Raw genomic sequence first — 26410 nt, 5'->3', positions numbered from 1 at the left:
ACGACCGCCGACAGGAGTACGCCATGATCAAGGGTCTCGCCATCTCGACCGTCTGGGTCCTCGACCAGGACCGGGCCAAGGAGTTCTACACCCAGAAGCTCGGCCTCGAGGTCCGCACCGACATGACGATGGGCGAGGGCGGCATGCGCTGGCTCACCGTCGGCTCCCCGGACCAGCCCGACGTCGAGCTCACGCTGATGGTTCCGGGCGGACACGCGATGGATCCCGAGTCCGCCGAGATGATCAGGACACTGGTGGCCAAGGGCGCGCTCGGCGCGGGAGTGCTGACCACCGACGACATCCACGGCGACTACAAGAAGCTCAAGGATCGCGGCGTGGAGTTCCTGCAGGAGCCGCAGGAGCGTCCCTACGGCACGGAGGCGCTCTTCCGCGACGACTCCGGAAACTGGTTCTCCTTCACCCAGCCCCGCGAGGGCGGCCTCGACATGGACCAGGACTGGTCCTGAGGGGCGGGCCTACGGCAGCATCGGATAGCTGCCCGTGTTCGTCGGGGCGTGCTCCGGCAGCCACAGCACGGCGACCGCGCCCTCCGCGGGTACGTCCTCCGGCGCGCCCGCCGGCCGTACGTTGCGGAAGGTCAGCCGGGCGCCCATGACGCGGGCCTGGCCGGCCGCGATGGTCAGGCCCAGACCGTGGCCCTGGCCGGAGCGGTCGGTGCTGCCCGTGCGGAAGCGGCTCGGTCCATCGGCGAGCAGGTGTCCGGGGAAGCCGGGGCCATGGTCGCGGACCCGGATCACCCGGCCCTCGACGCTGACCTGGATCGGCGGCTTGCCGTGCCGGGCCGCGTTGGCGAGCAGGTTGAACAGCACCCGCTCCAGGCGGCGCGGGTCGGTCGTGACCTCCGACTCGTGCACCACCCGTACCTCGATCTCCGGATCCTTCGCGGCCACCCGTCGGCTGACGAACTCGCCGAGCAGGATGTCCTGCAACTCGGCCCGCTCGGAGGCGCCGTCGAGGCGGGCGACCTCCAGGACGTCCTCGACGAGGGTGCGCATGGCCTTCGCCCGGTCGAGGACCAGCTCGGTGGGACGGCCGGGGGGCAGCAACTCGGCCGCCGTCAGCAGACCGGTCACCGGGGTGCGCAGCTCGTGCGCGATGTCGGCGGTGACCCGGCGCTCCGCCTCCAGCCGCTCCTGCAGCGCGTCCGCCATGGCGTCCACCGCCCGCGCGAGGTCGTCGGTCTCGTCCCGTACGACTCCGCCGATGGCGTCCCGCACCCGCACGTCCGGCTCCCCCCTGGCGACCCGGTTCGCCGCGGCCGCCGCCTTGCGCAGCCGACGCGACAACTGTCCGCCGATGAGCACGCCGAGCGCGCTGCCGCCCAAAACGACCGCGATGGAGCCGATCACCAGGGCCTGGTCGAGGTCGTTGAGGATGTCGGTGCTGCGGTCGGTGAACCCGGTGTGCAGAGAGAGCACATGGCCGCCCTTGACCGGTACGGCCGCCCAGATGTCAGGCGCCCCGCCCGGCATGTCGGACACATAAGTCGCCCGGCGGCCCCGCTCGACCTTCGCCCGCAGTTCCCCGGGCAGCTCCGGGTCGTCGATCTTGATGTTGGGGAAGTTCGGGCGGTCGGACAGCTCGTAGTTGCGCTGCGCGATCAGGACTCGTTCGTCGGCGAGGTCGCGCGCGTTGTCCAGCATCGAGACCCGGGCCGCGTTGTGCACCACGAGGCTGAGCGCGATCGCCACCAGAGCCCCGACCAGCGCGATGGCGGCGCTCAGCTTCCAGCGCAGGCCCGTACGGAGGCCGAGTCGGTCGGTGGCGGCTGTCACCGGTCGCCGCAGGTTCCCCCTCATGCCCCTGACACTCCTGCTCAGGCCTTCAACTTGTAGCCGAAGCCGCGGACCGTCTCGATCCGGTCCTGGCCGATCTTCGTCCGCAGCCGCTGCACATGGACGTCGACGACCCGGGTGTCACCGCCCCAGCCGTAGTCCCACACCCGCTCCAGCAGCTTGTCGCGCGAGAGCACCGTGCCCGGCGCGGAGGAGAACTCCAGCAGCAGCCGCATCTCGGTCGGCGTCAACGCCACCGGCACTCCCGTCCGGCGCACCTCCATGCCCTCGGTGTCGATCTCCAGCTCGCCGAAGGTCAGCAGCCCGCCGCCGGGCGCCGGGGCGGCGGGATCGTCCGTACGGTCGCCGCCGCTCGCGTGGCCGAAGCGGCGCAGCACCGCGCGGATCCGGGCGACCAGGACCGCGCCGTCGAACGGCTTGGTCACGTAGTCGTCGGCGCCCGCCTCCAGCCCCAGCACCACGTCGATCGAGTCGGCGCGCGCGGACAGCATGATCACCGGGACGGTCGACTCGTCCCGGATACGGCGGCACAGCGAAACCCCGTCGAGCCCGGGGACCATCACGTCCAGCAGCGCGATGTCGGGGCGGTCGGCCCGGAACGCCTCCAGGCCCGACAGCCCGTCGGGCATGGCGGTGACCGCGAAGCCGTCCCGCTCCAGGGCGAGCTGGGTGGCCTCGCGGATGACGTCGTCGTCCTCGACGAACAGAACGTGGGTCTGGTCTGCCATCCGCTGCTCTCTGCTCTCGGTGGTCCGGGCGGGCCCAGGCGGGTCCGGGTGCGCTGGGTGCTCTGTGTGGTCTGTGTCCTCGGTCGTTTCGGAGCCCGCGTCGTGTCCTACCAGGTGGACGGATCGAGCGGCCCGATCGGTTCACGCCGTCGACAGTCCGTTCGGTTCCCGGTGCCGTGGACGGGGAGCCGATCCACCGGCGGATCAGTTGTCCGGCACCGGGGTCGGTCCGTCCCCGGCCGTCTTTCCGTAGTCGTTGTGCATGGTGTACGCCTGGGTGAAGCGGGTCCCGCTCCAGCGGTACGTGATCACGTTCTCGCCGGAGGGCGCCGACACCGGGTCACCCTTCTCGTACACCTGTTTGGTCACCACCAGGTCGCCGCGGTCGATCTCCGCGTAGACCGGCGGCTCTTCGGCCTTGAAGACATTCTGGTACGAGCCACCCTTCTCGCGATACACATACGAGCCGATACCGACCGCGTCCCCGCAGGTCAGCACATTGACGATGACGTCGTCCGCCGACTGGCCGGTCAGGTCGCCGTACGACACGTCGACCGGGTACTGGTCGGCCACGCACGGCTTCAGCTCGCGCTTGACCTCCGCGGAGACCGCGGGATCCGCCTTGACGAGCCGGACCGCGTCCAGCCGCTCGGCCGTCCGGGACGGGACCGGCGCGGCGGAGGGGGCGGTGCCGGCAACCGAGTCGGCGTGCGCCGGACCTTCGTCGCGGGCGCCGGTACCACCGGTGCCGCACGCGGACATGAAAAGGGTGAGGGCGGCGAGCACGGCCACTGCCGTGATCGCCGCCTGGAGGGTCCCCCGGGCGGGCGTGGGCCCGGGCCGGAGGGGTCCGCTGCAGGGATCCCCTCCCGTGTGCCCGGTGCCGCTGGCCCTCGTGCCTAGGCCGCGCAACGCTCCCGCTCCTCACGCTCCGGCGCGCGTACGCCGAGCTCGGCGTTGTCCCTGCTCTCCAGCTCCTCGCGGAGCCGGGCGAGCGCCCGGTGCAGCGTGCTCTTGACCGTTCCGGCCGACATGCCGAGGGCGGCGGCCGTCTCCTCCGTGGACATCTGCTCCCAGTGTCGCAGGACGACGACGCTGCGTTGCTTCGGGGCGAGAACCTTCATGATGTCCATCAGCAGGGCGCGGTCCGCGTGCTGCTCGGTGGAGTCGTCGACCGAGGCGTCCGGCAGCTGCTCGGTCGGCACCTCCTCCAGCTTCCGTGCCCGCCACCACTCGGTCCTGGTGTTGATCATCACCCGGCGCAGATAGGCGTCCGCGAGCCGCTTGTCCGCGATCCCGTCCCAGCGGCCGTACGTCCGAACCAGCGCCGTCTGGAGCAGGTCCTGCGCGTCGACCGGGTCCGGTACCAGCCGGCGTGCGCTGCGCAGCAGCGCGTCCTGCCGGGTGCGGACGTACTCCTCGAACTCGAGCACCTCTCCCTGCGCCATGTCGACCGCCTCCTGATCCCCGTTTCCGCCGGCCGCTTCGCCGTCGGTTCGTTCCTCGTCGTCCCGGGTCCGCCCGGTACGCCAATGAAGCTACGGAGCGGTTGTCACGGGGCTGTCCGAAGCAGCGCGCGGCTAGGACTCGGCTGTCCGTCGGTTGTGTAACGGAAGTAGGAAAGGGGTAAAGCGATACGCCTATTCGCGCCGTTTGGGGGGTTTTGGCGTCAGCTCCGTGTCAACGGCAGCCGATACAAACCACCCGGGAGGGGTTCCACCAGGCCGTCCGCGACGAGACCGTCCAGGGCCCGGGCGCGCTGCACGGGCTCGTGCCACACCCGGTCGAGCGCCGCCTGCGGGACGGGCCCGCGGGCCTCGCGCAGGACGGCGAGCAGCTTGCCGCGGACCTGGCGGTCCGTACCGGCGTACGTCTGCCCCCGGCGCGGTGGACCGTCGTGCTCCGGCTTGCCCGCGAGCCGCCAGGCGCACTGGGCGGCGATCGGACAGCGCTGGCAGGTCTCGTTCTTGGCCGTGCAGACGAGCGCGCCGAGCTCCATGGAGGCGGCGGCCCACCGCGCGGCCGTCCGCTCGTCCAGCGGCAACAGCGCGCGGGCCAGCTTGCGTTCGGCGGCGGTGGTGGCGTTCGGCGGGTACTGCACACCGGTGACGGCACGCGCGAGCACCCGGCGGACGTTGGTGTCCAGCACCGCGTGCCGCTGCCCGTACGCGAAGGAGGCGACCGCGGCGGCCGTGTACTCCCCGATACCGGGCAGCGCCAGCAGTTGCGCGTGGTCCGTGGGTACGTCGCCGCCGTGCCGTTCCGTTATGGCGACGGCGGCGCCGTGCAGCCGCAGGGCGCGCCGCGGATAACCGAGCCGGCCCCAGGCGCGCACGGCCTCGCCGGGCGCCTCCCGGGCCAGGTCGGCGGGGCGCGGCCAGCGGGCCAGCCACTGCTCGTAGACGGGCAGCACACGGCTCACCGGGGTCTGCTGCAACATGAACTCACTGACCATCACGCCCCAGGGACCGGCGTCGGGCCGCCGCCATGGCAGATCACGGGCGTGCTCGTCGAACCAGTCGATGACAGGGGTGTGAAGCGGCTCGCCGGGGGCGTCACCGGCGGGGCTGTTCCCGGGGTGCGGGGACTTCGTGGACTTCGGGGGCATCGTGGGCACAGTCATGGCCTTCCGATCCTGCCATGGGGAGGGGCCGAGCGCGTGCTGTGGCGTGCGCGTTCCCGGCGCAGGTCGCCCCGCTGCACCCACCCGCTGCCCTGCCCTGCCACCGCCGTGACCGCGGCCGGACGAAAAGTCCTCGCACCCATGGGCTCGCTTCTGTGGTCGGCCCGGGTGCCCGCGTCGGTGACCGCTCGACATCAACGGACCTTTGTGGAGCCGGACTTGAGTACCTCGCCGCAGATGTACGCCAAAAGTCGTGGGTCCGTCCCTGTCTCGACGGCATGTTGTCCCCACGGTGGGTGTCCTGGGCGGTGTCGGTGATGTCGCGGTAGAGCCCTGCGCCCTCGAAGTTCGCGATTACAGACAGTAATTGTCGGGCCGATACGGTCACAGCTTGCGATCGACAGGTGCCGCATCCGACGAAAGACAGGGATGGGCGGCCGGTTCCGGAATGATGATCCGGAAAACTTGTGAGCTCGGCGGCGGGTGGGGCCAGCGAAGGCGCCGATCTCTCGTACAGTTTGCGCCGTGGGATCTCTGCGCAATCCGGTCGGGCCGCTTCCCTCCTCCATCTACTGGCGTCGGAGGGTCGTACTGGTGTCCGTGGTCGCCCTGCTGGCGCTGCTGATCGCCTGGATCGTCACCTCGGACGGCGGAGGCGGCAAGAACGGTGCCGACGGATCCAACGACAAGAATCCCTCACCCTCGACGATCACGCCGGGTCCGTCGGGCTCCGGGCCCGCGATCAGTCAAGCGCCGGGTGGGCGGGACGAGTCGAGCGGCAGCGGCTCGGGCGGATCGGGGTCCGGCAGTGGGTCGGGCGACGGCTCCGGCGGCGGTTCGGGGGATGGTTCGGGTGCGAATGCCGGTTCTGGTTCCGGCGGCTCCGCCGGGTCGGGGGCTTCCGGCGGCGGGACGGCGGGCGGCGCGGGCAGCGGCGTCAGCGCCGGCGACGCGCTTGCGGCGGGTTCCTCGCTTCCCAACTGCACAGCCGGCGCGGTGAAGGTGACCGTGCGCAGTCTCCACAACGCGTACGGGCCCGGTGACACGCCCGCGCTGCTGCTGACCGCGACGAACTCCTCCGGCGGCGACTGCAAGGTCGATCTCGGTCCGAAGAACGCGGTGCTGACCATCACGCAGGCGGGCAGCGAGGACGACTACTGGTCCTCCGCGGACTGCCCCAAGGTCTCGGCCGGCCTGGTGTTCCGGGTGCCGGCGGGCAGCAGCATCACTTACACCGTGAAGTGGGACCGCAAGCCGAGTGCCCCGAAGTGCGCGACGCCTCCCGCGGGGGCGGCCGCGGCGGGGACGTACCTGGTGGAGGCCAGGACGCCGGGATTCGGAACGGTGCAGACGTCGTTCGTGCTGGAGAAGGACTGAGGGGCGACACCGCCGCCTTCAAGGCGCCCCGGCCCCGGTGCCGTGCCGGTGTCGAAGGACCTGCCCCTGGTGCGACTGCGGGCCAGGACGCTCGCGATCACCGCGGCCGCGCTCGCCCTCGTCACACCACAGCTGTGGCGGGTGCGCGCATCCGCCTCGCCCCGGCTGCCCGCCGCGGGCTCGTCAGACGTATCGCTCCAGGATCGACGACTCGGCCAGCCGTGACAGCCCCTCCCGCACGCTGCGCGCCCGCGCCTCGCCGACCCCGTCCACCGTCTGCAGGTCGTCCACGCTCGCGGCGAGCAGTTTCTGCAGGCCCCCGAAGTGTTCCACCAGGCGGTCGATGATCGCGCCAGGCAGCCTCGGTACCTTCGCCAGCAGGCGGAAACCGCGCGGGGACACCGCGGAGTCGAGCGCCTCCGGAGAGCCGGTGTATCCCAACGCGCGGGCCACGGTGGGCAGTTCGAGGAGCTCGGCGTGGGTGAGCGCGTCGAGCTCGTAGAGCGCCTCCTCGACCGTGCGGGAGCGCTTCGCGGTGGGCTCGGGGACGTAGTCCCGGACCACCAGTTCCCGCTCGGGCTCCACGCCGGCGATCAACTCGTCCAGCTGGAGGGCCAGGAGCCGCCCGTCGGTGCCGAGTTCGACCACGTACTCGGCGATCTCCGTGGCGATGCGGCGGACCATCTCCAGGCGCTGGGCCACGGCCGAGACGTCCCGGACGGTCACCAGGTCCTCGATCTCCAGCGCGGACAGCGTGCCCGCGACCTCGTCGAGGCGGAGCTTGTAGCGCTCCAGGGTCGCCAGGGCCTGGTTGGCGCGGGACAGGATGGCCGCCGAGTCCTCCAGGACGCGGCGCTGACCGTCGACGTACAGGGCGATCAGGCGCATCGACTGGGAGACCGAGACGACCGGGAAGCCGACCTGCTTGCTCACCCGGTCCGCGGTGCGGTGCCGCGTGCCCGTCTCCTCGGTGGGGATCGTCGGGTCGGGCAGCAGCTGGACGCCCGCCCGGAGAATCTTCGACAGGTCGGAGGAGAGCACGATGCCACCGTCGAGCTTGCACAGCTCGCGCAGACGCGTCGCCGTGAACTCGACATCCAGGACGAAACCGCCCGTACACATCGATTCGACGGTCTTGTCGGAGCCGAGCACGATGAGACCGCCGGTGTTGCCGCGGAGAACCCGCTCAAGGCCGTCGCGCAGCGCCGTGCCGGGTGCCACGGCGCTCAGTGAGGCGCGCATCAGGCCATCGGCACCGGAACTCCCGCCGGATTTTCCGGGAGCTGCTGCCCGGTCGTTGGCTGCCACTGCACTCCTCCGGTCGCAGGTTCTGGGGCGCTCCCGTTTCGCACACGTTGTTCGTACGGACGGGCGAGACCTGGGCAAAGTCTACCGGCGCTCCTCCTCGTCCCGTGGGGCGTCTCGCCGACGCGAGCGGGGAAGGACCCTCAGAGCGTCTCCTATGTCGGCGACTTCCAGGACCTTCATGCCCGACGGGACCTTGCCCGGATCGCCCGGGACGAGCGCGTGCGTGAAGCCCAGGCGGTGTGCTTCGGCGAGCCGGCGCTGTACCCCCGTGACCCGTCTGACCTCGCCCGCGAGGCCGACTTCGCCGATCGCGACGAGGTTCTTCGGGAGCGGGGTGTCGCTGGCCGCGGAGGCCAGCGCGAGGGCGATGGCGAGGTCGGCGGCGGGTTCCGACAACTTCACGCCGCCCACCGTCGCGGAGTAGATGTCCCTCTTGCCCAGGGCACTGATCCGGCCGCGCTGTTCCAGGACCGCGAGCATCATCGACACCCGGGAGGTCTCCAGACCGGAGGTCGTACGCCTCGGAGAGGGGATCTGGGAGTCCACCGTGAGCGCCTGGACCTCGGCGACCAGCGGGCGGCGGCCCTCCAGCGTGACGGTCAGGCAGGTGCCGGGGACCGGTTCGGCACGCCGGGTCAGGAACAGGCCGCTGGGGTCGGCGAGGCCGACGATGCCCTCGTCGTGCAGTTCGAAGCAGCCGACCTCGTCGGTGGCGCCGTAGCGGTTCTTGACGCCTCGTACGAGCCTCAGGCGCGCGTGCCGGTCGCCCTCGAAGCTCAGCACCACGTCCACGAGGTGCTCCAGGAGGCGCGGGCCCGCGATCGCGCCGTCCTTGGTGACGTGGCCCACCAGAAGGGTGGACATCCCGCGTTCCTTGGAGGCGCGGATCAGGGCTCCCGCCACCTCCCGCACCTGGGCCATGCCGCCGGGTGCGCCGTCGATCTCCGGGGAGGCCACCGTCTGCACCGAGTCGAGGATCAGCAAAGACGGCTTCACCGCGTCCAAGTGTCCGAGCACCGCGGCCAGGTCCGTCTCGGCGGCGAGATACAGGTGGTCCGCGATCGCCCCGATACGGTCGGCGCGCAGCCGGACCTGGCTCGCCGACTCCTCGCCGGTGACATAGAGCGTGCGGTGCTCGTCGCTCGCCGACTTGGCCGCCACGTCGAGCAGCAACGTCGACTTGCCGACGCCGGGCTCGCCCGCGAGGAGGGCGACCGCGCCGGGCACCAGGCCGCCTCCGAGCACCCGGTCCAGCTCCGGCACGCCGGTGGGGCGGGCGGTCGCCTGCCGTCCGTCGACCTGGCCGATGGGCAGGGCGGAGGTGGTGACGCGGCCGGGTGTCGTCGTCCGTACGGCGGGCACGCCGTACTCCTCGATCGTCCCCCAGGCCTGGCACTCGGGACAGCGACCGAGCCACTTCGCCGTCTGCCAGCCGCACTCGGTGCAGCGGTAGGACGGACGCTCCTTGGTGGACTTCGTACGGGCAGCCATGCAGGAACCGTAACCGCCACCACTGACAACGCGGATGGCGACCGCCACCGACGCCGCGGCCGGCGTCCGCGGCGTCGGTGGCGGTCGCCGTGGACGGTGACGCCGCAGGCGCCTCGAACGGCCCGGTGGCCATCGCGGCGTCACCTCACACGAACCAGCCACTCAGGACTCGAACAAGCCACGGAAAGAGTCGTTGCTGTCCCCTATTGAGGGATCGTTTCACCCGTATGGATTAAAAGTGCTGAAGGGACAAGATGGGGCGAACGCGCGCCCCCTACGGTCCACAGGTGATGAGCAGCAGTCCGGAGACCTCGACCCGCACCACCGGCGCACACAGGGCGCACCGGGAGGGGCGCGACCGCGCGGCGGCGCGCACGCTGGCGCAGCGCCCGCCCGCGCGCTACGAGCCGTACCTGGACGGCCTGTTCACCTACTGCCTGTCCGTGCTCTGCGATCACGACGCGGCCACCGCCGCCCTCGGCGACGTCCTCGCGCTCGCCGAGAAGCGCCGCGGCCCGGAGTCCCCCGGGGACCGCAGGGCCTGGCTGTACGCCCTGGTCCGCTGGGCCTGCCTGCGCAAGCTGGCCGAGGCCAAGCAGAAACGTCAGGCCACGCACGCGGCGGGGCGCACCCGCACCGACCGGCGACAGAGCGCGCAGCCCGCCGCCCCGCGGGTCTCCGAGGAGGTCCAGGAGGAGCGCCGGCGCGAACTGGCGCTGCTTGCCTGGCCGGAGGCGGCCGGCACCACGCCGGAGCAGCGCGAGGCGCTCGAACTCGCCGTGCGCCACCACCTCGCCGCCCACGAGGTCGCCGCGGTTCTCGGCCTGGACCTCGCCGCCGCCCGGGAACTGCTGGCCTCCGCCGCCTGCGAGGTCGAGCGCACGCGCGCGGCCCTCGCCGTCGTGGAGACCGGAAGCTGCCCGAGCGTCGCCCGGCTCACCGGTGACAACCAGCTGGTGCTCAGCGCGGCGCTGCGCCGCGAACTCGTCCGGCACGTCGACGACTGCCCGTGCTGCCGCCGTACCGCCGGACGCGCGGTCCCCGGCCACTGGCCCGGCGCCGCCGTCACCCCCTCCGAACTGCCGGTCCTCCCGGCGCCCCGCGCGGCTCTGCACGTGGCGACGGCACACCTGCCGCGCGCGCGGGGGACAGCGCCCCGCTTCGACCGGCGCGGTTTCCCGATGGACCCCAAGGACCGCGCCGCGCGACGGGACCGCCTCCGCGCGCGTGCCGTGACCACGACCGTCGTCGCCACCGTCGTCGCGGCCCCCGTGCTGGCCCTGTGGGCCGCCTACCGAGGTACACCGACCGGCGAGGGCTCCGACGGCCACTCCGCCAGCGCCCGCGAGGCGCACGGTCCCGACACCCTCGACAGCGAGACGGCGAGCGGCGGCTACGAGAACGCCGGCAACGCCAGGACCAGGCCCGGCGGCCGCTTCGCCCGGGGTAACGAGCCCGACGTCTCCGTGGAGGTCGTCAGTGTCACCGGTGTCGGCAGGAAGGGCGCCGGACACCTGGAGGTCGCGGCCGGCAACAGCGGCGACACCACGCTGATCACCCTCACCGCGACCGGCTCTGCGCCCGTGCACTGGTTCGCGGCCACCGGAGCGGACTGGCTCTACCTCAGCCAGGCTTCGGGAACCCTCGCCCCCGGCGAGACGTTGACGATCAAGGTGTACGTCGACCATCTGCGTGAGCCGTCCGGGTACTGGAGCGCGCGGGTGGTGGTCTCACCGGCCGGCGCCATCGTGTCCATCGAGGGCTACGGCACCGCGCCCAGCCCCTCCGACCCCGGACCGACCGATCCCGGTCACGGTGCCGGCCACGGCCACCAAGGACCTGGCTCCGGCCCCGGCACCCCCAGCGGCCCGCCCCCGTCCGACCCCGGCCCGGACCCGACGCCCCCGCCCTCCTCCGACCCCACACCGACCGATCCGCCCTCGTCCGCCGACCCGGACCCGACCCCGACCGACCCGGCCTCCTCCGGACCGGGGGGCCCGGGGAGCCCGACGCCGCCACCCGGCGAGGGCGGCGACCCGAGCCCGTACACGTCGTAGACACAGGCCTCTTCAAGTCCTCGTGGACACAGGCCTTCCAGGTCCTCGTGACACAGGCCTTTCAGGTCCTCGTGAGGCCCTTGTCTCGTCGGACCGCGGGACCAGGCCCTCGGACCGCGGGGCCAGGCCCCGTCAGACCACAGGATCCGCCGGATGCGGTGCCAGCAAAGGCAGCTGGGAGGCCAGTCGCTCCTCGCACAGCTCGACCAGGCGGTCGTAGCCCGCCTTGCCCATCAGCTCGATCAGTTCCGGCCGGTAGGACACGTACACCGGGTCGCCCGCGCCGTGCGCCGAGGTCGCCGACGTGCACCACCAGTGGAGGTCGTGGCCGCCCGGACCCCAGCCACGCCGGTCGTACTCACCGATCGACACCTGGAGCACGCGGGTGTCGTCGGGCCGGTCGATCCAGTCGTACGTCCGTCGCACCGGCAGCTGCCAGCAGACGTCCGGCTTGGTCTCCAGCGGCTCCCGGCCCTCCTTGAGGGCGAGGATGTGCAGCGAGCAGCCGGCGCCGCCCGCGAACCCGGGCCGGTTCTGGAAGATGCACGAGCCCTGGAAGGGACGCGTCTGCCGGTCCCCGTCCTCGTCCTCCGAGACCCAGCCGCGCGCCAGGCCCTCGTCGTGGTGCTGCCAGATGTCCGGAGTGAGCCGGGCCACATGTTCGGCGACCCGCTTCTCGTCGTCCTCGTCGGAGAAGTGGGCACCCAAGGTGCAGCACCCGTCGTCCGCGCGGCCCGCCTGGATGCCCTGGCAGCCGCTGCCGAAGATGCAGTTCCAGCGAGAGGTCAGCCATGTCAGGTCGCACCGGAAGACCTGCTCGTCGTCCGCCGGATCAGGGAATTCCACCCATGCGCGCGCGAAGTCGAGACCTTTCTCGTCGGCTGCCAGGGCCTTCTTCGACTTCTTCGGTGCTGTCACCGGCGAAGAACCCTGGAGCGTTTTGGCCGTCTTGTCATTCTTCGCCTTTTTCGTCTTTGGCACCCGTCCAGGGTAAGTCGCCCGAGGCCGGTCCAGGGACAGCCGCGAGCACGGCCGCGGAGGCGGTGCACGGCTCCGCTGGCAGTAGCGTTCCGTACATGAGACTCGGTGTCCTCGACGTGGGATCGAACACGGTGCATCTGCTGGTGGTGGACGCGCACCCCGGGGCGTGCCCCCTGCCCGCGCACTCGCACAAGGCGGAGCTTCGCCTTGCCCAACTTCTCGACGAGGACGGTGCCATCGGCCCCGAAGGGGTCGACAAACTCGTCGGCGTCATCCAGCAGGCGCTCCAGGCGGCCGAGGACAAGGGCGTCGTGGACCTGCTGCCGTTCGCCACCTCCGCCGTGCGGGAGGCCAGCAACGCCGACGACGTCCTCGCACGCGTGCAGGCCGAGACAGGCGTCGACCTCCAGGTCCTCACCGGCGCCGAGGAAGCCCGGCTGACCTTCCTCGCCGCCCGCCGCTGGTTCGGCTGGTCGGCCGGAAAGCTGCTGGTCCTGGACATCGGCGGCGGCTCCCTGGAGATCGCGTACGGCATCGACGAGGAACCGGACGCCGCGGTGTCGCTGCCCCTCGGCGCCGGCCGCCTCACCGCGGGCTGGCTGCCCGGCGACCCCCCGGACCCCGAGGCGATAAGGGCCCTGCGCCGCCATGTCCGCGCCCAGATCGCCGGTACGGTGGGCGAGTTCAGCCGCTTCGGCACGCCCGACCACGTGGTCGCCACGTCCAAGACCTTCAAGCAGCTGGCCCGCCTGGCCGGCGCGGCCCGCTCCACCGAGGGCCTCTACGTCCAGCGCGAGCTCAAGCGGGAGTCCCTGGAGGCATGGGTGCCGAGGCTCGCCGGCATGACGACGGCCGAGCGAGCCGACCTGCCGGGCGTCTCCGAGGGCCGCGCGGGCCAGCTCCTCGCCGGCGCCCTGGTCGCCGAGGGCGCGCTGGACCTGTTCGGTGTGGAGACGGTCGAGATCTGCCCGTGGGCGCTGAGGGAGGGCGTGATCCTGCGGAAGCTTGATCACATGGGATCGGCGTAGTGCTCCCCACGGGGCGCGCGGACGGCGCGCCGTGGGGAACGCGGACCGCGCGCCGTGGGGAACGCGGACCGCGCGAACAACCAGACCAACCACATGCACGCGCACCCACCCCGTGGCGAACACCACAACGGCGAACAGGCACCCCGCACCCACCCAACCGCACCCCTTAGGCTGGCCCCCGTGGCTGAACCAAGGGACGTAGTCCGCATCCCGGATGCGAAGGTCGCCCTGTCGACGGCCTCCGTCTACCCCGAGTCGACGGCGACGGCCTTCGAGATCGCCGCGCGCCTCGGATACGACGGTGTCGAAGTCATGGTGTGGACCGACCCCGTCAGCCAGGACATCGAGGCGCTGCGCAGACTCAGCGACTATCACGGCATCCCGATCCTCGCCGTGCACGCGCCCTGTCTGCTCATCACGCAGCGCGTGTGGTCCACCGACCCCTGGGTCAAGCTCCAGCGCGCCCGCGCGGCCGCCGAGAAGCTCGGCGCGAGCACGGTCGTCGTCCACCCGCCGTTCCGCTGGCAGCGCCAGTACGCCCGTGACTTCGTCACCGGGATCTGGCGCATGGCGAACGAGACGGACGTACGGTTCGCTGTCGAGAACATGTACCCGTGGCGCTACCGCGACCGCGAGATGCTCGCCTACGCCCCCGACTGGGACGTGACGAAGGACGACTACCGTCACTTCACGATCGACCTCAGTCACGCGGCGACCGCCCGGGCCGACGCCCTCCAGATGCTCGACCGCATGGACGACCGACTCGGCCACGTCCACCTCGCCGACGGCAGGGGCTCGGCGAAGGATGAGCACCTGGTCCCCGGCCGCGGCACCCAGCCCTGCGCCGAGCTGCTCGAACGTCTCGCCCTGAGCGGGTTCGACGGCCACGTCGTCATCGAGGTCAACACCCGCCGGGCCATGTCCGCCGCCGAACGGGAGGCCGACCTCGCCGAGGCCCTGGCCTTCACCCGCCTGCACCTGGCCTCCGCCGTGAAGGTGCCCCGGCCATGAGGACGTCCCGACGATGAGCGACGTCACCGCACGGAAGCGCGGCCGGCCCCCTCGTACGGAATCGGCCGACACCCGCGACCGCATCCTGGCCGCGGCCCGCGAGGAGTTCTCCGAGCGCGGCTACGAGAAGACGTCCGTGCGCGGCATCGCGAAGGCCGCCGGGGTGGACTCGGCGCTGGTCCACCACTACTTCGGCACCAAGGAGCAGGTCTTCGAGGCGGCCGTCGAGATCGCCGCCGCCCCCGCGCTGAACGCCCCGGATCTGGTGGCCGACGGTCCCCTCGACGGGGTCGGCGAGCGTCTGACGCGCTACATCTTCGGCGTCTGGGAGAACCCGGCGACCCGTGTGCCCCTGCTGGCCGTCGTCCGCTCAGCTGTGACCAACGAGACCGCGGCCGCCGTCTTCCGCCGCCTCGTCGCGACCCAACTGCTGCGCCGCATCGCCGGCCAGCTGAACACACCGGACGCCGAACTGCGCGCCGAACTGGCAGCCGCACAACTGGTCGGTACGGCGATGCTCCGATACGTGATCAAGGTGGAGCCGCTGGCCTCGGCGGACGTGGAGCAGATCATCGCGCGGGTGGCACCGGTGGTGCAGGGGCATCTATCGGGGCCCTGACGGGTCGCGGATTGCTGACGGGTCGCCGGATGGTCGCTGACGGGTCGCGCGGGGCGCGCGGGTCGCGGACGGTCGCTGACGGCGAGCTTCAGCGACGGGTGATGGCGCCGCCTGGCTGCGCCCGCTGGTCGAGCCCGCCGGGCTGCGCCCCCGCTGGTCGAGCCCGCCGGGCTGCGACCGCGCCGTCTGACCGAGCCCGGACGGCTGGGCCAAGCACCCCGCACCCACGAGACACCAGTCCCGCATCCCGGACACCCTGTCCCGACCCCTGGATGACCGGCGTACGCTCAGTAGGAGCCAGATCTGTCTGAAGGAGCGAGCGACGATGCCCGAGCTGAGGTCCCGCACAGTCACCCACGGCCGCAACATGGCGGGCGCACGCGCCCTTATGCGCGCCTCCGGTGTACCCGGCGCGGACATCGGCCGGAAGCCGATCATCGCGGTCGCCAACAGCTTCACGGAGTTCGTGCCGGGCCACACCCATCTGCAGCCGGTCGGCCGGATCGTCAGCGAGGCGATCGTCGAGGCCGGCGGTATCCCGCGGGAGTTCAACACGATCGCCGTCGATGACGGCATCGCGATGGGCCACGGCGGCATGCTGTACAGCCTCCCGTCCCGCGACCTGATCGCGGACTCGGTCGAGTACATGGTCGAGGCCCACTGCGCCGACGCCCTGGTCTGCATCTCCAACTGCGACAAGATCACCCCGGGCATGCTGAACGCGGCCCTGCGCCTGAACATCCCGACGGTCTTCGTCTCCGGCGGCCCGATGGAGTCCGGCCGCGCGACCCTGGTCGACGGCACGGTCCGTACGCTCGACCTGGTCGACGCGATCTCCGACGCCGTGAACGACAAGATCTCGGACGAGGACATCCTCCGTATCGAGGAGAACGCCTGCCCGACCTGCGGCAGCTGTTCCGGCATGTTCACCGCCAACTCGATGAACTGCCTGACGGAGGCGATCGGCCTCTCCCTCCCCGGCAACGGCTCGGTCCTGGCCACCCACACGGCCCGCAAGCAGCTGTACGTGAACGCGGCCCGCACGGTGATGGACATCACCCGCCGCTACTACGAGCAGGACGACGAGACGGTTCTGCCGCGTTCGATCGCCACCTTCGCGGCCTTCGAGAACGCGATGGCCCTGGACATCGCCATGGGCGGCTCCACGAACACGATCCTGCACCTGCTGGCCGCGGCCCAGGAGGCGGGGGTCCCGTTCGGCCTGGAGGAGATCAACGAGGTCTCGCGCCGCGTTCCCTGCCTCGCGAAGGTCGCGCCGAACGTCGCCAAGGACCGCACGTACTACATGGAGGACGTGCACCGCGCCGGCGGCATCCCCGCCCTCCTCGGCGAACTGCACCGCGCCGGCCTGCTGAACGAGGACGTGCACTCGGTGCACAGCCCGTCCCTGTCGGACTGGCTGAAGACCTGGGACGTCCGCGGCGGCTCGCCCTCCCCGGAAGCCCTGGAACTGTGGCACGCGGCCCCCGGGTGCGTCCGCTCCGCCGAGGCCTTCTCCCAGTCCGAGCGCTGGGAGGCGCTGGACGAGGACGCCGAGGGCGGCTGCATCCGCAGCGCCGAGCACGCGTACTCGAAGGACGGCGGCCTGGCGGTCCTCAAGGGCAACCTGGCGGTCGACGGCTGCGTGGTGAAGACGGCCGGTGTCGACGAGTCCATCTGGACCTTCGAGGGCCCGGCGGTCGTCTGCGAGTCCCAGGAAGAGGCCGTCGAGAAGATCCTCAACAAGCAGATCACGCACGGCGACGTCGTCGTCATCCGCTACGAGGGCCCCAAGGGCGGCCCCGGCATGCAGGAGATGCTCTACCCGACCTCCTTCCTGAAGGGCCGTGGCCTCGGCAAGACCTGCGCCCTGATCACCGACGGCCGCTTCTCCGGCGGCACGTCCGGCCTCTCGATCGGCCACGCCTCCCCGGAGGCGGCCTCCGGCGGCACCATCGCCCTCGTCGAGGACGGCGACCGCATCCGCATCGACATCCCCAACCGCACCATCGAACTCCTCGTCGACGACGCGGAACTCACCCGCCGCGAGCAGTCCCTGAACGGCGTCTACGCCCCCAAGAACCGTGAGCGCAAGGTCTCCGCCGCACTCCGCGCCTACGCCGCGATGGCAACCAGCGCGGACAAGGGCGCGGTCCGCGACGTGAGCAAGCTGGGCTGAGACCGCCGCGGTCGGTCATCCGCGGTCACATCCGCGGTCATCCGCTCTCGTTGACAGGCATCACAGGCATCACAGTCATCACTGGTCATTCGCTGTCAGGGGCCGTCCCTCGGGGCGGCCCCTGCCGCGTCCTACCAGCTCGAGGGGTCCCGCGCGTCCACGGCGAAGACGGTGCCGTCGGGGGCGCCGGCGTAGACGCGGTGGTCGGCGATCACGGGTTCGGGCAGGTCGGCTGTGACCTGCCCCGCGTCCGGGCTGAGCCGTGGAGGCGTCTGTGCGAGGAGGCTGCCCTCGCGGGCGTCCACGGCGAGCAGCCGTCCGTCAGGCGCCGTGAAGTAGACGTGCCGACCGTCCGCGACCGGAGCGGAGCCTCGGGACACGCCCGTCTCCAGCGTCCACCGCTGCTTCCGCGCCGCCACGTCGACAGCCACCAGCGAGCCGCCCGTACCCATGAGGTACACGACGTCATCGTGCACGGTGACGTGTGCCTGCTGGACCGGGACCGGCAGTGCCACCCGCCGGGAAGTGCCGCTGTCCGGGGCGTACCGGACCACGGCCTCCGCGTCCCCGTACACCTCGTCGACTGCCACGAAGTAGACGGACCCGCCTGCCGAACCGGCGGGCTCCAGCGATCCCCGCAACCGAGCGTCCCAGCGCACGTCACCCGTGCCAGGATCCACCGCGGTGACCTTCGTGCTCGACCCGTCCTGCGAGACGCTCGCCGTGTACGCCAGCGGATCCCCTGCGAATGAGGCGAAATGCGGCGCCTTGTGCCCTGGGATCCGGTGGCTCCACCGCGTGGCGCCCGAAGCGCCGTCCACCCCGGTGACCGTGCCGTCGACACCGGTGAGCAACAACATGCCCCCGCTGCTCACCAGCCCGCCGTAGGCGATGTCCCGCTGCCAGCGTGCCTTGCCCGAGGCGGGATCGAGTGCCTCCAGGCGCCGGCCCTGACCGAGTGACGGCTGCACGAGGCCGCCCGCCACGACCGGAGGGCCCGACCTCCGGGCCTCGGCCACGGAGTGGCGCCACACCAGCCGGCCGTCGGACGGGTCGAGGGCGAACACCAGCCCGGTCTGGGCGCAGAGCAACTTCCCCGCGCCGTACGAACAATGGGGCGTACTCCGTGTGGACGACGATGTCGCCGCCCATCCGCTGAACGCGGCCGACGTGGTCCGTGGTGTGCCGCTCCTCGGTGCCCCGGTCTCACCGCCGAACAACTGGGCCGAGACCAGAGCGAGGACCGCGGCCAGCCCGAGGGCGCCGCCCGCGAGGGCCGCCCGCTTGCCCGGACGCCTCCTGCGGCGGGGTTCTTCGGGGCGGGGCTCCGGTCGGGGCGCCTCGCCCGTCCGTTGCTCCGGTATGAACACCTGCGTGTCGTAGGAGGCCGCCACCGACCGCAGTTCCCGCATCAACTCGTCGGGTGTCGGCCGGTCCTCGGGCTCCTTGGCGAGACACCGCTCGATGAGCGGCGCGAGATTCCCGGGTACACCGGCCAGGTCGGGTTCGTCGTGGACGACCTGGTAGGCGACGACGTACGGACTGTCGGAGTCGAACGGCCCACGCCCCGTGGCCGCGTGCACCATCACGGACCCGAGGGCGAAGACGTCCGCGGCGGGACCGACCTCCCGGGGCCGCCGGAACTGCTCGGGAGCCATGAAGGGCGGGGTGCCGATCAACTTGCCCGTCTCGGTCCGCAGTTCGCTGTCCTTTGGCCGAGAAATGCCGAAGTCGATGACCTTCGGCCCGTCCTCGGCGAGCAGTACGTTGCTCGGTTTCAGATCCCGGTGCACGACACCGACCCGATGGATGTCACGGAGCGCCTCGGCCAGTCCCGCCATCAGCCGGCGCAGCTGGGAGGGCGACATCGGACCGTTCCGCTTCACCTGGTCGGACAATGTGGGACCCGGGATGAACAGCGTGGCCATCCAAGGCCGTTCGGCCTCGGGATCGGCATCGACGACAGACGCGGTGAAGGCCCCGCTCACCCTCCGCGCCGCGGCGACCTCCTGCCGGAACCGCCCTCTGAACTCGGGGTCCTTCGCGAACTGGCCGTGTACGACCTTCACCGCGAGCTTCATGCCGGAGGTGCTGCGGGCCAGGTGCACGACTCCCATGCCACCGGAGCCGAGACACGACTCCAGGCGGTAGTGGCCGGCGTATTCGGGAAGTTCCGCTTCCGCGCCCGCTCCGCTGTTGCGCTGTGGCGTCATGGAACCACCCCCGTGCTGTTCGTCCGCGCGCGCGACGCACGGAGCCTAGTCGATGACTCGTGCGGGACGGAGGAGGCTTGCTAGCCTCCGCGTGCGAGTTGCGCATATGTGTTTCATGGCGCGATTCAGGGGAATCAACGGGACCCCATGGCAGCCATGGGGATCAACGGGGGAGGTATCTCATGTCTGTTGACCGTGCCGAAGAGGTGGAGAGCGGCGGAGCGGCGGAAGCCGTGACCACGGCGGCCACGGCGGTGCGCTACTACTCGGTCGCGCCGGGCGTCCGTCTCAATGTCCGCAGCGGACCCGGCACCGGCTACACCGTCGTCCGGGTCCTGCCCGAGGGGGCGAAGGTCCCGATCTTCTGTCAGACGCCGGGCACCACGGTGTCGGGTCCGTACGGCACATCGAACATCTGGGACAACATCGACGACGGCGAATTCGTCTCGGACACCTACGTGAACACGGGCAGCGACGGCTACATCCGCCCTCGCTGCTCCTTCTGAACCGGCCACCACCACTCAGGGGACGCAGTTGACACCCATCAAACGCAGATCCGTCATGCTCGCGGGCCTCACCGGAGCCTTCCTCATGGTGGGCGCGGCCACCGCTCAGGCCGCGACCACCTATCCGGTCGCGCCGGGCTACCAGGTCAACGTCCGCAGCGGCCCGGGCACCAACTACAGCATCGTGCGTGTCCTGCCCGAGGGTTCCCGCGTTCCGATCTACTGCCAGAGTCCAGGCACGACGGTCACCGGCCCGTACGGCACGTCGAACATCTGGGACAACATCAGCAACGGCCAGTACATCTCGGACACCTATGTGAACACCGGCAGCGACGGCTACGTGGCTTCGCGCTGCGCCTGAGCCCGCCCGGAGCCCGCGGCCGGCCTGGAGCCATAATCGACGCGTGAGCGACGAAACCGGCCCCCAGGAAACCCCCGCCGCGGGCTCCACCGGCCCCCGCCCGGAACCCCTGCGCTTCTTCGGCACGACCTGGGTGACCCACGACAAGGGCTACACCCCGCGCCGCATCGCGGCAGCCCTCGGCTCCCTCGTCGCCGCAGTCGCCTCCTGCCTGGTCCTCCGCTTCGCCTACGAAGGCCTCCAGATCGCCGACACCGGCAGCCTGGTCACCGTCCTGGTCGTCGCGATGTTCGCCATCTGCAGCGCTCTGGCCTTCCGCCACACCTGGGACGGTTTCAGCGAGCGCCCCGACCCCGACCGCCAGGCCTCCCTCCGCGGCCTCCTCGCCATCGGCTTCGTCGGCTCACTCCTCGCCTACTTCTTCCGCTCCCTCACCGAGGCCCCCGGCGAGAAACTCCACCGCGAGGAGTACGAGGCAGCCCTCGAGCAGCACAAGAAGCGCTCAACCCGCCGCACCGGCAACCCGTCGAAGAAGCGCCGCCGCGGTTAAGGACCGGCCCAGCGGCTCGAGCCACAGGCAAACAGCGATTCCTCAGATCCGTCCTCGGACCGTCCCGCCGGACAGGCCAACGCCGGCCCATCCCCTTCCCCCGACCCCTCACTGCTCATCCTCAGCTCTCAACTCTCACCTCTCACCGAAAACCAACTGCACCCCGCCCCCCAACGTCGCCACCATGGCCTCATGACGGCCTCCTGTACCACCCGCGCCCACTCCTTCAACGCCGCCGCAGCCCAGTACGCAGCCAACCGCCCCTCCTACCCGCCGGCCCTCTTCGGCGCCATCGAGGAGCTGGCAGACCGCCCCCTCGCCGGCGCCCGCGTAGCGGACATCGGCGCCGGCACGGGAATCGCGACCGCTCTCCTGCACGCCCGCGGCGCCGACGTCATCGCCGTGGAGCCCGGCGACGGCATGGCGGCACAGTTCCGCGGCACCCACCCCGACATCCCGATCGTCAGGGGCGACGGCAACACCCTCCCGCTGACCACCGCCTCCATCGACTTCGTCACGTACGCCCAGGCGTGGCACTGGACCGACCCCGCCCGGGCGGTTCCGGAGGCGCTTCGCGTCCTGCGCCCGGGCGGCGCGCTCGCCCTGTGGTGGAACACGGACGCCCTCGACGTACCGTGGATCTCCGAGGCCGCTGACCGCACCGCGCGCTACTTCGGCGTGAACGTCTCCGCCGAGAAACGGAATGTCAACGCCCACGCCGCGGACCCCACCGGCCGCCTCGACTTCGCCCGCCGCGAGGTCCGCTGGAGCCGTCGCGTCCCGCTCGACACCCACCTCGCCAACATCGGCAGCCACTCGGTCTTCCTGGTCCACGGCGAGGAGGCGACCGCCGCCTACCTGGCCGAGGAACGCGAACACCTCCTACGTACCTTCCCCGACGGAACCGTCGAAGAGGTCTACGAGGTCATCCTGCTCCTGGCCACCACACCCTGACGGTGGCCTGTTCCCCGCGTGGCCTGTTCCCCGCTCCCCGCGCTCCCTATCCCCGCCCCCCGAATCCCCACCTCCATCTGCCTCCGCGCCACCCGCGCATGCGCCGCCGCCACCGCTGAGGGGGCCCGCTCCCGGCAGTCCCACGCCATCTGCCGCCGCCCCGTCAGCCGGCGCCGCACAGCCCCAGCCGTCACCCGCCTGCCCCACCTCCCCGACCACTCCGTCATGCGCCTGTGCAGCCGTACTTCACCGCTTGACGCGACCTACCCCCGGCAGCACTATTCAGCATGTGATGAATTATTCCCCCAGCCCACCCGAGAGGGAAACAGCCGCGCACACGGCCCCCGCTGTCCGCGCCGAAACCCTCACCGTCGTCCGTGGCCCCCGCACGGCCCTGCGTGACCTCGACTTCACCGTCCCGCGTGGCCAGATCACCGGCCTGCTCGGCCCCTCAGGCTGCGGCAAGTCGACCCTGATGCGCGCGATCGTAGGCACCCAGGCCAAGGTCACCGGCACCCTCGACGTTCTCGGCAGCCCGGCCGGCCACCCCTCCCTCCGCACCCGCATCGGTTACGTCACCCAAGCCCCCTCCGTCTACGACGACCTGACCGTCCGCCAGAACCTCGACTACTTCGCCGCGATCCTGGACCCGGGCCGCACCGCCGCCGAACGCCGCCACGCCAACGTCACCCGAGCCATCGACGACGTGGACCTGACCACCTACACCGACGCCCTCGCCGGCAACCTCTCCGGCGGCCAGCGCAGCCGTGTCTCCCTGGCCGTCGCCCTCCTCGGCACCCCCGAACTCCTGGTCCTCGACGAACCGACCGTCGGCCTGGACCCCGTCCTCCGCCGCGACCTGTGGAACCTCTTCCACGACATCGCGGCCCAGCGCGGCGCGACCCTGCTGATCTCCTCCCACGTCATGGACGAAGCCGAACGCTGCCACCGCCTCCTCCTCATGCGCGAAGGCGCGATCCTCGCCGACGACACACCGGACGCCCTGCGAAACCGGACCCACTCCGACACGGTCGAGGCGGCATTCCTGCACCTGGTCGACGAGGCGATCGCAGCCGGCCACACGAAGGAGACCGCACGATGAGCACCCACACGCCGGGCACCACCACCCTGAGCACACCGGGTACGACGATGACGCCCGCACCACCCCGCGCCCTGAACGCCTCCCGCACCACCGCCACCGCGGCCCGCGTCCTGCGCCAACTGGGTCACGACCCGCGCACCATCGCGATGATGATCCTCATCCCCTGCGTGATGCTCTTCCTGCTGCGCTACGTGTTCGACGGCAGCCCTCGCACCTTCGACAGCATCGGCGCCTCCCTCCTCGGGATCTTCCCCCTGATCACGATGTTCCTGGTCACCTCCATCGCCACCCTCCGCGAACGCACCTCCGGCACCCTCGAACGCCTCCTCGCCATGCCCCTCGGCAAGGGCGACCTCATCGCCGGCTACGCCCTCGCCTTCGGCGCCCTCGCGATCATCCAGTCCGCCCTCGCGACGGGCCTGGCGGTCTGGTTCCTCGATCTGGACGTCACCGGCAGCCCCTGGCTGCTGCTCCTCGTAGCCCTCCTCGACGCTCTGCTCGGCACCGCACTCGGCCTCTTCGTCTCGGCCTTCGCCGCCTCGGAGTTCCAGGCGGTCCAGTTCATGCCGGCGGTGATCTTCCCCCAACTCCTCCTCTGCGGCCTCTTCACTCCCCGCGACAACATGCACCCCGTCCTCGAGGCCATCTCCGACGCACTCCCCATGTCCTACGCCGTCGACGGCATGAACGAGGTCCTCACCCACACGGACATGACAGCCACCTTCGTACGGGACGTGCTGGTCGTGGCCGGGTGCGCGCTACTAGTCCTGGGACTGGGCGCGGCGACCCTCCGACGCAGGACGCCGTAGACCCCGGCCTGCCGCAGCACACGCGGCCCGTCGGCGCTCCCGTCCCGCCCACTCGGCGAAGCCACATCCCGCCGACCCGGCAATGCCACACCCCGCCCACCGCACAACCCCATCCCCGATGTCCCGCCCACCGGACACCCCACCCGCACAGACATCCCCGGTGCGAGGATGAACCCGGACGACGCACCCCCCGGAGGGCACCCCAGCCATGACCCAGAAAGTCGCAGTCCTCGGCACCGGCAAGATCGGCGAAGCCCTGCTCAGCGGAATGATCCGCGCGGGCTGGGCCCCGGCCGACCTCCTGGTCACCGCCCGCCGCCCCGAGCGAGCCGAAGAACTCCGCACCCGCTACGGAGTCACCCCGGTCACCAACCCGGAAGCCGCCAAGACCGCCGACACCCTGATCCTCACGGTCAAACCGCAGGACATGGGCACCCTGCTGGACGAACTGGCCCCGCACGTCCCCGCCGACCGCCTCATCGTCAGCGGCGCGGCCGGTATCCCCACCTCCTTCTTCGAGGAACGCCTCGCCGCTGGCACCCCTGTCGTCCGCGTCATGACGAACACGCCCGCTCTGGTCGACGAGGCCATGTCCGTCATCTCCGCCGGCACCCACGCCACCGCCGACCACCTCGCCCACGCCGAGGAGATCTTCGGTGCCGTCGGCAAGACGCTCCGCGTCCCCGAGTCCCAGCAGGACGCCTGCACCGCCCTCTCCGGCTCCGGCCCGGCGTACTTCTTCTACCTGGTCGAAGCCATGACGGACGCGGGCATCCTCCTCGGCCTGCCCCGCGACAAGGCCCACGACCTGATCGTCCAGTCCGCGATCGGCGCCGCCGTCATGCTCCGCGACAGCGGCGAACACCCGGTCAAGCTCCGCGAGAACGTCACCTCTCCCGCGGGCACGACCATCAGCGCCATCCGCGAACTGGAAAACCACGGCGTACGAGCCGCCCTCATCGCCGCCCTCGAAGCCGCCCGCGACCGCAGCCGCCAACTGGCCTCCGGCAACAACAGCTGACGCCCGGCCGCCCCCCAGGGGGCGGCACACGGACCCCGCCCGCCTACCGAGCCGCGCTCACCGCGATATCGGACGCGGCCGGCAGCAACCCGATCGCGCGATAAGCGGCATCCACGGTCGGCCGCGCCATCGCACGAGCCCGCTCCGCACCATCTCGCAGCACCCCCTCCACAAAGCCAGGATCCGCGCACAGCTCCCTGTGCCTGTCCTGCACGGGCCTGAGAATCTGGACCACCGCCTCCACGGTGTCCTTCTTCAAGGCGCCGTACGTTTCATATACACCGCTCAGGTCCGAAGGGTTCCCACCCGTGCACGCGGCGAGGATCTCCAGCAGATTGGCCAGTCCCGGCCGCGACTCCCGGTCGTAGACGACCTCCCGCCCACTGTCGGTCACGGCCCGCATGACCTTCTTCCGCACCACGTCCGGCTCGTCGAGCAGATAGACGATCCCCGGCCCGGTGCCGTCGCTCTTCCCCATCTTCGACGTCGGCTCCTGCAGGTTCATCACCCGAGCCGCCACCTCCGGGGGCGTCGCCCGAGGCACCACGAACGTATGTCCGTACCGCTGGTTGAACCGCACCGCCAGATCCCGCGTCAGCTCCACATGCTGCGTCTGATCGTCCCCGACCGGCACCTCGTCAGCCCCGTACGCCAGGATGTCCGCCGCCATCAGCACCGGGTACGTCAGCAGCGACAGCCGCACACTCCTGCCCCGTTCCCGCTCCCGCGCGGCCTTCTCCTTGTACTGGATCATCCGACGCATCTCGCCGTCCGTGGCCACACACTCCAGCACGTACGACAGCCGCGCGTGCTCATCCACATGGCTCTGCACGAACACGGTGCACAGCTCGGGATCCAGCCCCGACGCCAGCAGCAGCGTCGCCGCCTGGCGACTCAGCCGTCGCACCCGCGCCGGGTCGTGGTCCACGGTCAGTGCGTGCAGGTCGACGATGCAGAACAGCGCGTCGGCCTGATGCTGGTCGACGGCAGCCCACCGCCGCATGGCCCCGAGGTAGTTCCCCAGCGTCAGATGCCCCGTCGGCTTGACCCCGCTGAATACCCGCGTCATCTCTCCCTCTCCTCCTGGCCGGGCCCGCCGCCCCGACCGGCCGGCTGCCCCTCGGAGTACTGGAGGGAGAAACAGAAACGGCCGCCGAAGCGGCGGCCGTTGAGTGCATACGTGAGGACAGCCGCCGTCAGGCGGCCCACCACAGCTGGGTACACGCATGCGTAGTCATGCCCTCCAGGCTACGCGTCCCTGGCAGAGTCAGGGCTGAAGTTGACACACCTGAACCCGGTACGTAGTGTTCTCCGAGTTGTCCGACGTGAGCGCCGACCTCGGTCGGTCCCCGGACAGCCATTCCGCAGGACCACCAATACCCGACGAGAGTCGTTCTGTCGTCGTGTCCTTGGTATGCGTCTGTGCGAAATGAGGAATCCGCGTTCGAAAGAACGCAGCCCCCGATTAGCGTCGGGAGCAGGGAATCCGCTAAAGTCTCACTCGTCGGAACGGCCCAACAGCCGCGAAGACGGATCCCGCTGACTGGGAATCGGGCCGGAAACGGTCTGATAAAGTCGGAACCGCCGGAAAGGGAAACGCGAGAGCGGGAACCTGGAAAGCACCGAGGAAATCGGACCGGAAACAGTCTGATAGAGTCGGAAACGCAAGACCGAA

24 protein-coding genes are annotated in these 26410 nt (G+C 71.0%); 14 read left to right on the top strand and 10 right to left on the bottom strand.

The window, feature by feature from the left end; genetic code table 11:
• The first annotated feature begins 23 nt into the window (after window positions 1-23).
• On the top strand, window positions 24-467 hold the full coding sequence (locus ACIBK3_RS44380) for a VOC family protein (protein ID WP_399374169.1): 444 nt from the start codon (window positions 24-26) through the stop codon (window positions 465-467).
• Window positions 468-476: 9 nt separating this feature from the next.
• Here ACIBK3_RS44380 and cseC read toward each other — a convergent pair whose 3' ends face one another.
• The 5 genes from cseC to ACIBK3_RS44355 all read right to left on the bottom strand — a co-directional run bounded on the left by cseC (window position 477) and on the right by ACIBK3_RS44355 (window position 5168).
• On the bottom strand, window positions 477-1820 hold the full coding sequence (gene cseC / locus ACIBK3_RS44375; protein WP_399374167.1) for a two-component system sensor histidine kinase CseC: 1344 nt from the start codon (window positions 1818-1820) through the stop codon (window positions 477-479).
• Window positions 1821-1837: 17 nt separating this feature from the next.
• A complete protein-coding gene (gene cseB, locus ACIBK3_RS44370; RefSeq protein ID WP_399374165.1) occupies window positions 1838-2545 on the bottom strand; it encodes a two-component system response regulator CseB in 708 nt (235 codons plus the stop codon).
• Window positions 2546-2749: 204 nt separating this feature from the next.
• Window positions 2750-3457, bottom strand: a complete 708-nt coding sequence (locus ACIBK3_RS44365) for a hypothetical protein (RefSeq protein ID WP_399374164.1) — start codon at window positions 3455-3457, stop codon at window positions 2750-2752.
• Entirely contained in the window at window positions 3445-3993 is a 549-nt protein-coding gene (locus tag ACIBK3_RS44360; protein WP_399374162.1) for a SigE family RNA polymerase sigma factor, read from the bottom strand. Before ACIBK3_RS44360 ends, ACIBK3_RS44365 begins: the two co-directional genes overlap by 13 nt.
• Window positions 3994-4214: 221 nt before the next feature.
• Window positions 4215-5168, bottom strand: coding sequence for an A/G-specific adenine glycosylase (locus tag ACIBK3_RS44355; RefSeq protein ID WP_399374160.1), 954 nt, complete (start codon window positions 5166-5168; stop codon window positions 4215-4217).
• A gap of 525 nt (window positions 5169-5693) precedes the next feature.
• Here ACIBK3_RS44355 and ACIBK3_RS44350 point away from each other — a divergent pair.
• Window positions 5694-6545 (top strand): hypothetical protein, encoded by an 852-nt coding sequence (locus tag ACIBK3_RS44350; protein ID WP_399374158.1) that lies wholly within the window; start codon window positions 5694-5696, stop codon window positions 6543-6545.
• Window positions 6546-6728: 183 nt separating this feature from the next.
• On the opposite strand, the gene disA is transcribed toward ACIBK3_RS44350, so the two are convergent.
• Together disA and radA are read right to left on the bottom strand one after the other, a co-directional pair.
• Window positions 6729-7853, bottom strand: coding sequence for a DNA integrity scanning diadenylate cyclase DisA (disA, locus tag ACIBK3_RS44345; RefSeq protein ID WP_399374156.1), 1125 nt, complete (start codon window positions 7851-7853; stop codon window positions 6729-6731).
• Between the two features lie 81 nt (window positions 7854-7934).
• The gene (radA, locus tag ACIBK3_RS44340) at window positions 7935-9344 is read right to left on the bottom strand and encodes a DNA repair protein RadA (protein WP_399374155.1); all 1410 of its coding nucleotides are present in this window, start codon (window positions 9342-9344) and stop codon (window positions 7935-7937) included.
• A gap of 290 nt (window positions 9345-9634) precedes the next feature.
• On the opposite strand from radA, the gene ACIBK3_RS44335 reads away from it, so the two are divergent.
• On the top strand, window positions 9635-11401 hold the full coding sequence (locus tag ACIBK3_RS44335) for a hypothetical protein (protein WP_399374153.1): 1767 nt from the start codon (window positions 9635-9637) through the stop codon (window positions 11399-11401).
• A 132-nt stretch (window positions 11402-11533) separates the two neighbouring features.
• Here the strand turns inward: ACIBK3_RS44335 and ACIBK3_RS44330 are convergent, their stop codons facing one another.
• Window positions 11534-12382 (bottom strand): hypothetical protein, encoded by an 849-nt coding sequence (locus ACIBK3_RS44330; protein WP_399374152.1) that lies wholly within the window; start codon window positions 12380-12382, stop codon window positions 11534-11536.
• A 95-nt stretch (window positions 12383-12477) separates the two neighbouring features.
• Between ACIBK3_RS44330 and ACIBK3_RS44325 the strand changes: the two genes are divergently transcribed.
• The 4 genes from ACIBK3_RS44325 to ilvD all read left to right on the top strand — a co-directional run bounded on the left by ACIBK3_RS44325 (window position 12478) and on the right by ilvD (window position 17219).
• On the top strand, window positions 12478-13410 hold the full coding sequence (locus ACIBK3_RS44325; RefSeq protein ID WP_399374150.1) for a Ppx/GppA family phosphatase: 933 nt from the start codon (window positions 12478-12480) through the stop codon (window positions 13408-13410).
• Between the two features lie 180 nt (window positions 13411-13590).
• Window positions 13591-14421: a sugar phosphate isomerase/epimerase family protein gene (locus tag ACIBK3_RS44320; protein WP_399374148.1), complete on the top strand. Its 831-nt coding sequence runs from the start codon at window positions 13591-13593 to the stop codon at window positions 14419-14421.
• Window positions 14422-14434: 13 nt separating this feature from the next.
• Window positions 14435-15040, top strand: coding sequence for a TetR family transcriptional regulator (locus tag ACIBK3_RS44315; protein ID WP_399374147.1), 606 nt, complete (start codon window positions 14435-14437; stop codon window positions 15038-15040).
• A 325-nt stretch (window positions 15041-15365) separates the two neighbouring features.
• Window positions 15366-17219 (top strand): dihydroxy-acid dehydratase, encoded by a 1854-nt coding sequence (gene ilvD, locus ACIBK3_RS44310; protein WP_399374145.1) that lies wholly within the window; start codon window positions 15366-15368, stop codon window positions 17217-17219.
• A gap of 131 nt (window positions 17220-17350) precedes the next feature.
• Here the strand turns inward: ilvD and ACIBK3_RS44305 are convergent, their stop codons facing one another.
• The gene (locus tag ACIBK3_RS44305; RefSeq protein ID WP_399374144.1) at window positions 17351-19432 is read right to left on the bottom strand and encodes a serine/threonine-protein kinase; all 2082 of its coding nucleotides are present in this window, start codon (window positions 19430-19432) and stop codon (window positions 17351-17353) included.
• A gap of 182 nt (window positions 19433-19614) precedes the next feature.
• Between ACIBK3_RS44305 and ACIBK3_RS44300 the strand changes: the two genes are divergently transcribed.
• The 7 genes from ACIBK3_RS44300 to proC all read left to right on the top strand — a co-directional run bounded on the left by ACIBK3_RS44300 (window position 19615) and on the right by proC (window position 24735).
• Window positions 19615-19938 (top strand): SH3 domain-containing protein, encoded by a 324-nt coding sequence (locus ACIBK3_RS44300; RefSeq protein ID WP_399374142.1) that lies wholly within the window; start codon window positions 19615-19617, stop codon window positions 19936-19938.
• A gap of 55 nt (window positions 19939-19993) precedes the next feature.
• Entirely contained in the window at window positions 19994-20299 is a 306-nt protein-coding gene (locus ACIBK3_RS44295; protein ID WP_399374257.1) for an SH3 domain-containing protein, read from the top strand.
• A 43-nt stretch (window positions 20300-20342) separates the two neighbouring features.
• Window positions 20343-20849 (top strand): EamA/RhaT family transporter, encoded by a 507-nt coding sequence (locus ACIBK3_RS44290; RefSeq protein WP_399374140.1) that lies wholly within the window; start codon window positions 20343-20345, stop codon window positions 20847-20849.
• 192 nt (window positions 20850-21041) lie between these two features.
• Entirely contained in the window at window positions 21042-21803 is a 762-nt protein-coding gene (locus tag ACIBK3_RS44285) for a class I SAM-dependent methyltransferase (protein ID WP_399374138.1), read from the top strand.
• A gap of 289 nt (window positions 21804-22092) precedes the next feature.
• The gene (locus tag ACIBK3_RS44280) at window positions 22093-22905 is read left to right on the top strand and encodes an ABC transporter ATP-binding protein (protein ID WP_399374137.1); all 813 of its coding nucleotides are present in this window, start codon (window positions 22093-22095) and stop codon (window positions 22903-22905) included.
• Window positions 22902-23714: an ABC transporter permease gene (locus ACIBK3_RS44275; protein ID WP_399374135.1), complete on the top strand. Its 813-nt coding sequence runs from the start codon at window positions 22902-22904 to the stop codon at window positions 23712-23714. Before ACIBK3_RS44280 ends, ACIBK3_RS44275 begins: the two co-directional genes overlap by 4 nt.
• A 208-nt stretch (window positions 23715-23922) precedes the next feature.
• Window positions 23923-24735, top strand: a complete 813-nt coding sequence (gene proC / locus ACIBK3_RS44270; protein ID WP_399374134.1) for a pyrroline-5-carboxylate reductase — start codon at window positions 23923-23925, stop codon at window positions 24733-24735.
• 43 nt (window positions 24736-24778) lie between these two features.
• Here proC and trpS read toward each other — a convergent pair whose 3' ends face one another.
• On the bottom strand, window positions 24779-25804 hold the full coding sequence (gene trpS, locus ACIBK3_RS44265; RefSeq protein WP_399374133.1) for a tryptophan--tRNA ligase: 1026 nt from the start codon (window positions 25802-25804) through the stop codon (window positions 24779-24781).
• Between the last annotated feature and the right edge of the window lie 606 nt (window positions 25805-26410).

The sequence above is a fragment of the Streptomyces sp. NPDC050287 genome, assembly GCF_044459385.1.
Classification (GTDB): Bacteria; Actinomycetota; Actinomycetes; order Streptomycetales; family Streptomycetaceae; genus Streptomyces.
Note: the sequence above shows the minus strand (reverse complement) of the source record. Positions and strands in the feature narration are given on the sequence as shown.

Bases quoted from the DNA above. Each gene is read 5' to 3' on its own strand.
- ACIBK3_RS44380 (WP_399374169.1), top strand. From the start codon at position 24: ATGATCAAGGGTCTCGCCATCTCGACCGTCTGGGTCCTCGACCAGGAC.
- cseC (WP_399374167.1), bottom strand. From the start codon at position 1,820: ATGAGGGGGAACCTGCGGCGACCGGTGACAGCCGCCACCGACCGACTC.
- cseB (WP_399374165.1), bottom strand. From the start codon at position 2,545: ATGGCAGACCAGACCCACGTTCTGTTCGTCGAGGACGACGACGTCATC.
- ACIBK3_RS44360 (WP_399374162.1), bottom strand. From the start codon at position 3,993: ATGGCGCAGGGAGAGGTGCTCGAGTTCGAGGAGTACGTCCGCACCCGG.
- ACIBK3_RS44355 (WP_399374160.1), bottom strand. From the start codon at position 5,168: ATGACTGTGCCCACGATGCCCCCGAAGTCCACGAAGTCCCCGCACCCC.
- radA (WP_399374155.1), bottom strand. From the start codon at position 9,344: ATGGCTGCCCGTACGAAGTCCACCAAGGAGCGTCCGTCCTACCGCTGC.
- ACIBK3_RS44335 (WP_399374153.1), top strand. From the start codon at position 9,635: ATGAGCAGCAGTCCGGAGACCTCGACCCGCACCACCGGCGCACACAGG.
- ACIBK3_RS44325 (WP_399374150.1), top strand. From the start codon at position 12,478: ATGAGACTCGGTGTCCTCGACGTGGGATCGAACACGGTGCATCTGCTG.
- ACIBK3_RS44315 (WP_399374147.1), top strand. From the start codon at position 14,435: ATGAGCGACGTCACCGCACGGAAGCGCGGCCGGCCCCCTCGTACGGAA.
- ilvD (WP_399374145.1), top strand. From the start codon at position 15,366: ATGCCCGAGCTGAGGTCCCGCACAGTCACCCACGGCCGCAACATGGCG.
- ACIBK3_RS44305 (WP_399374144.1), bottom strand. From the start codon at position 19,432: ATGACGCCACAGCGCAACAGCGGAGCGGGCGCGGAAGCGGAACTTCCC.
- ACIBK3_RS44300 (WP_399374142.1), top strand. From the start codon at position 19,615: ATGTCTGTTGACCGTGCCGAAGAGGTGGAGAGCGGCGGAGCGGCGGAA.
- ACIBK3_RS44295 (WP_399374257.1), top strand. From the start codon at position 19,994: ATGCTCGCGGGCCTCACCGGAGCCTTCCTCATGGTGGGCGCGGCCACC.
- ACIBK3_RS44285 (WP_399374138.1), top strand. From the start codon at position 21,042: ATGACGGCCTCCTGTACCACCCGCGCCCACTCCTTCAACGCCGCCGCA.
- ACIBK3_RS44275 (WP_399374135.1), top strand. From the start codon at position 22,902: ATGAGCACCCACACGCCGGGCACCACCACCCTGAGCACACCGGGTACG.
- proC (WP_399374134.1), top strand. From the start codon at position 23,923: ATGACCCAGAAAGTCGCAGTCCTCGGCACCGGCAAGATCGGCGAAGCC.
- trpS (WP_399374133.1), bottom strand. From the start codon at position 25,804: ATGACGCGGGTATTCAGCGGGGTCAAGCCGACGGGGCATCTGACGCTG.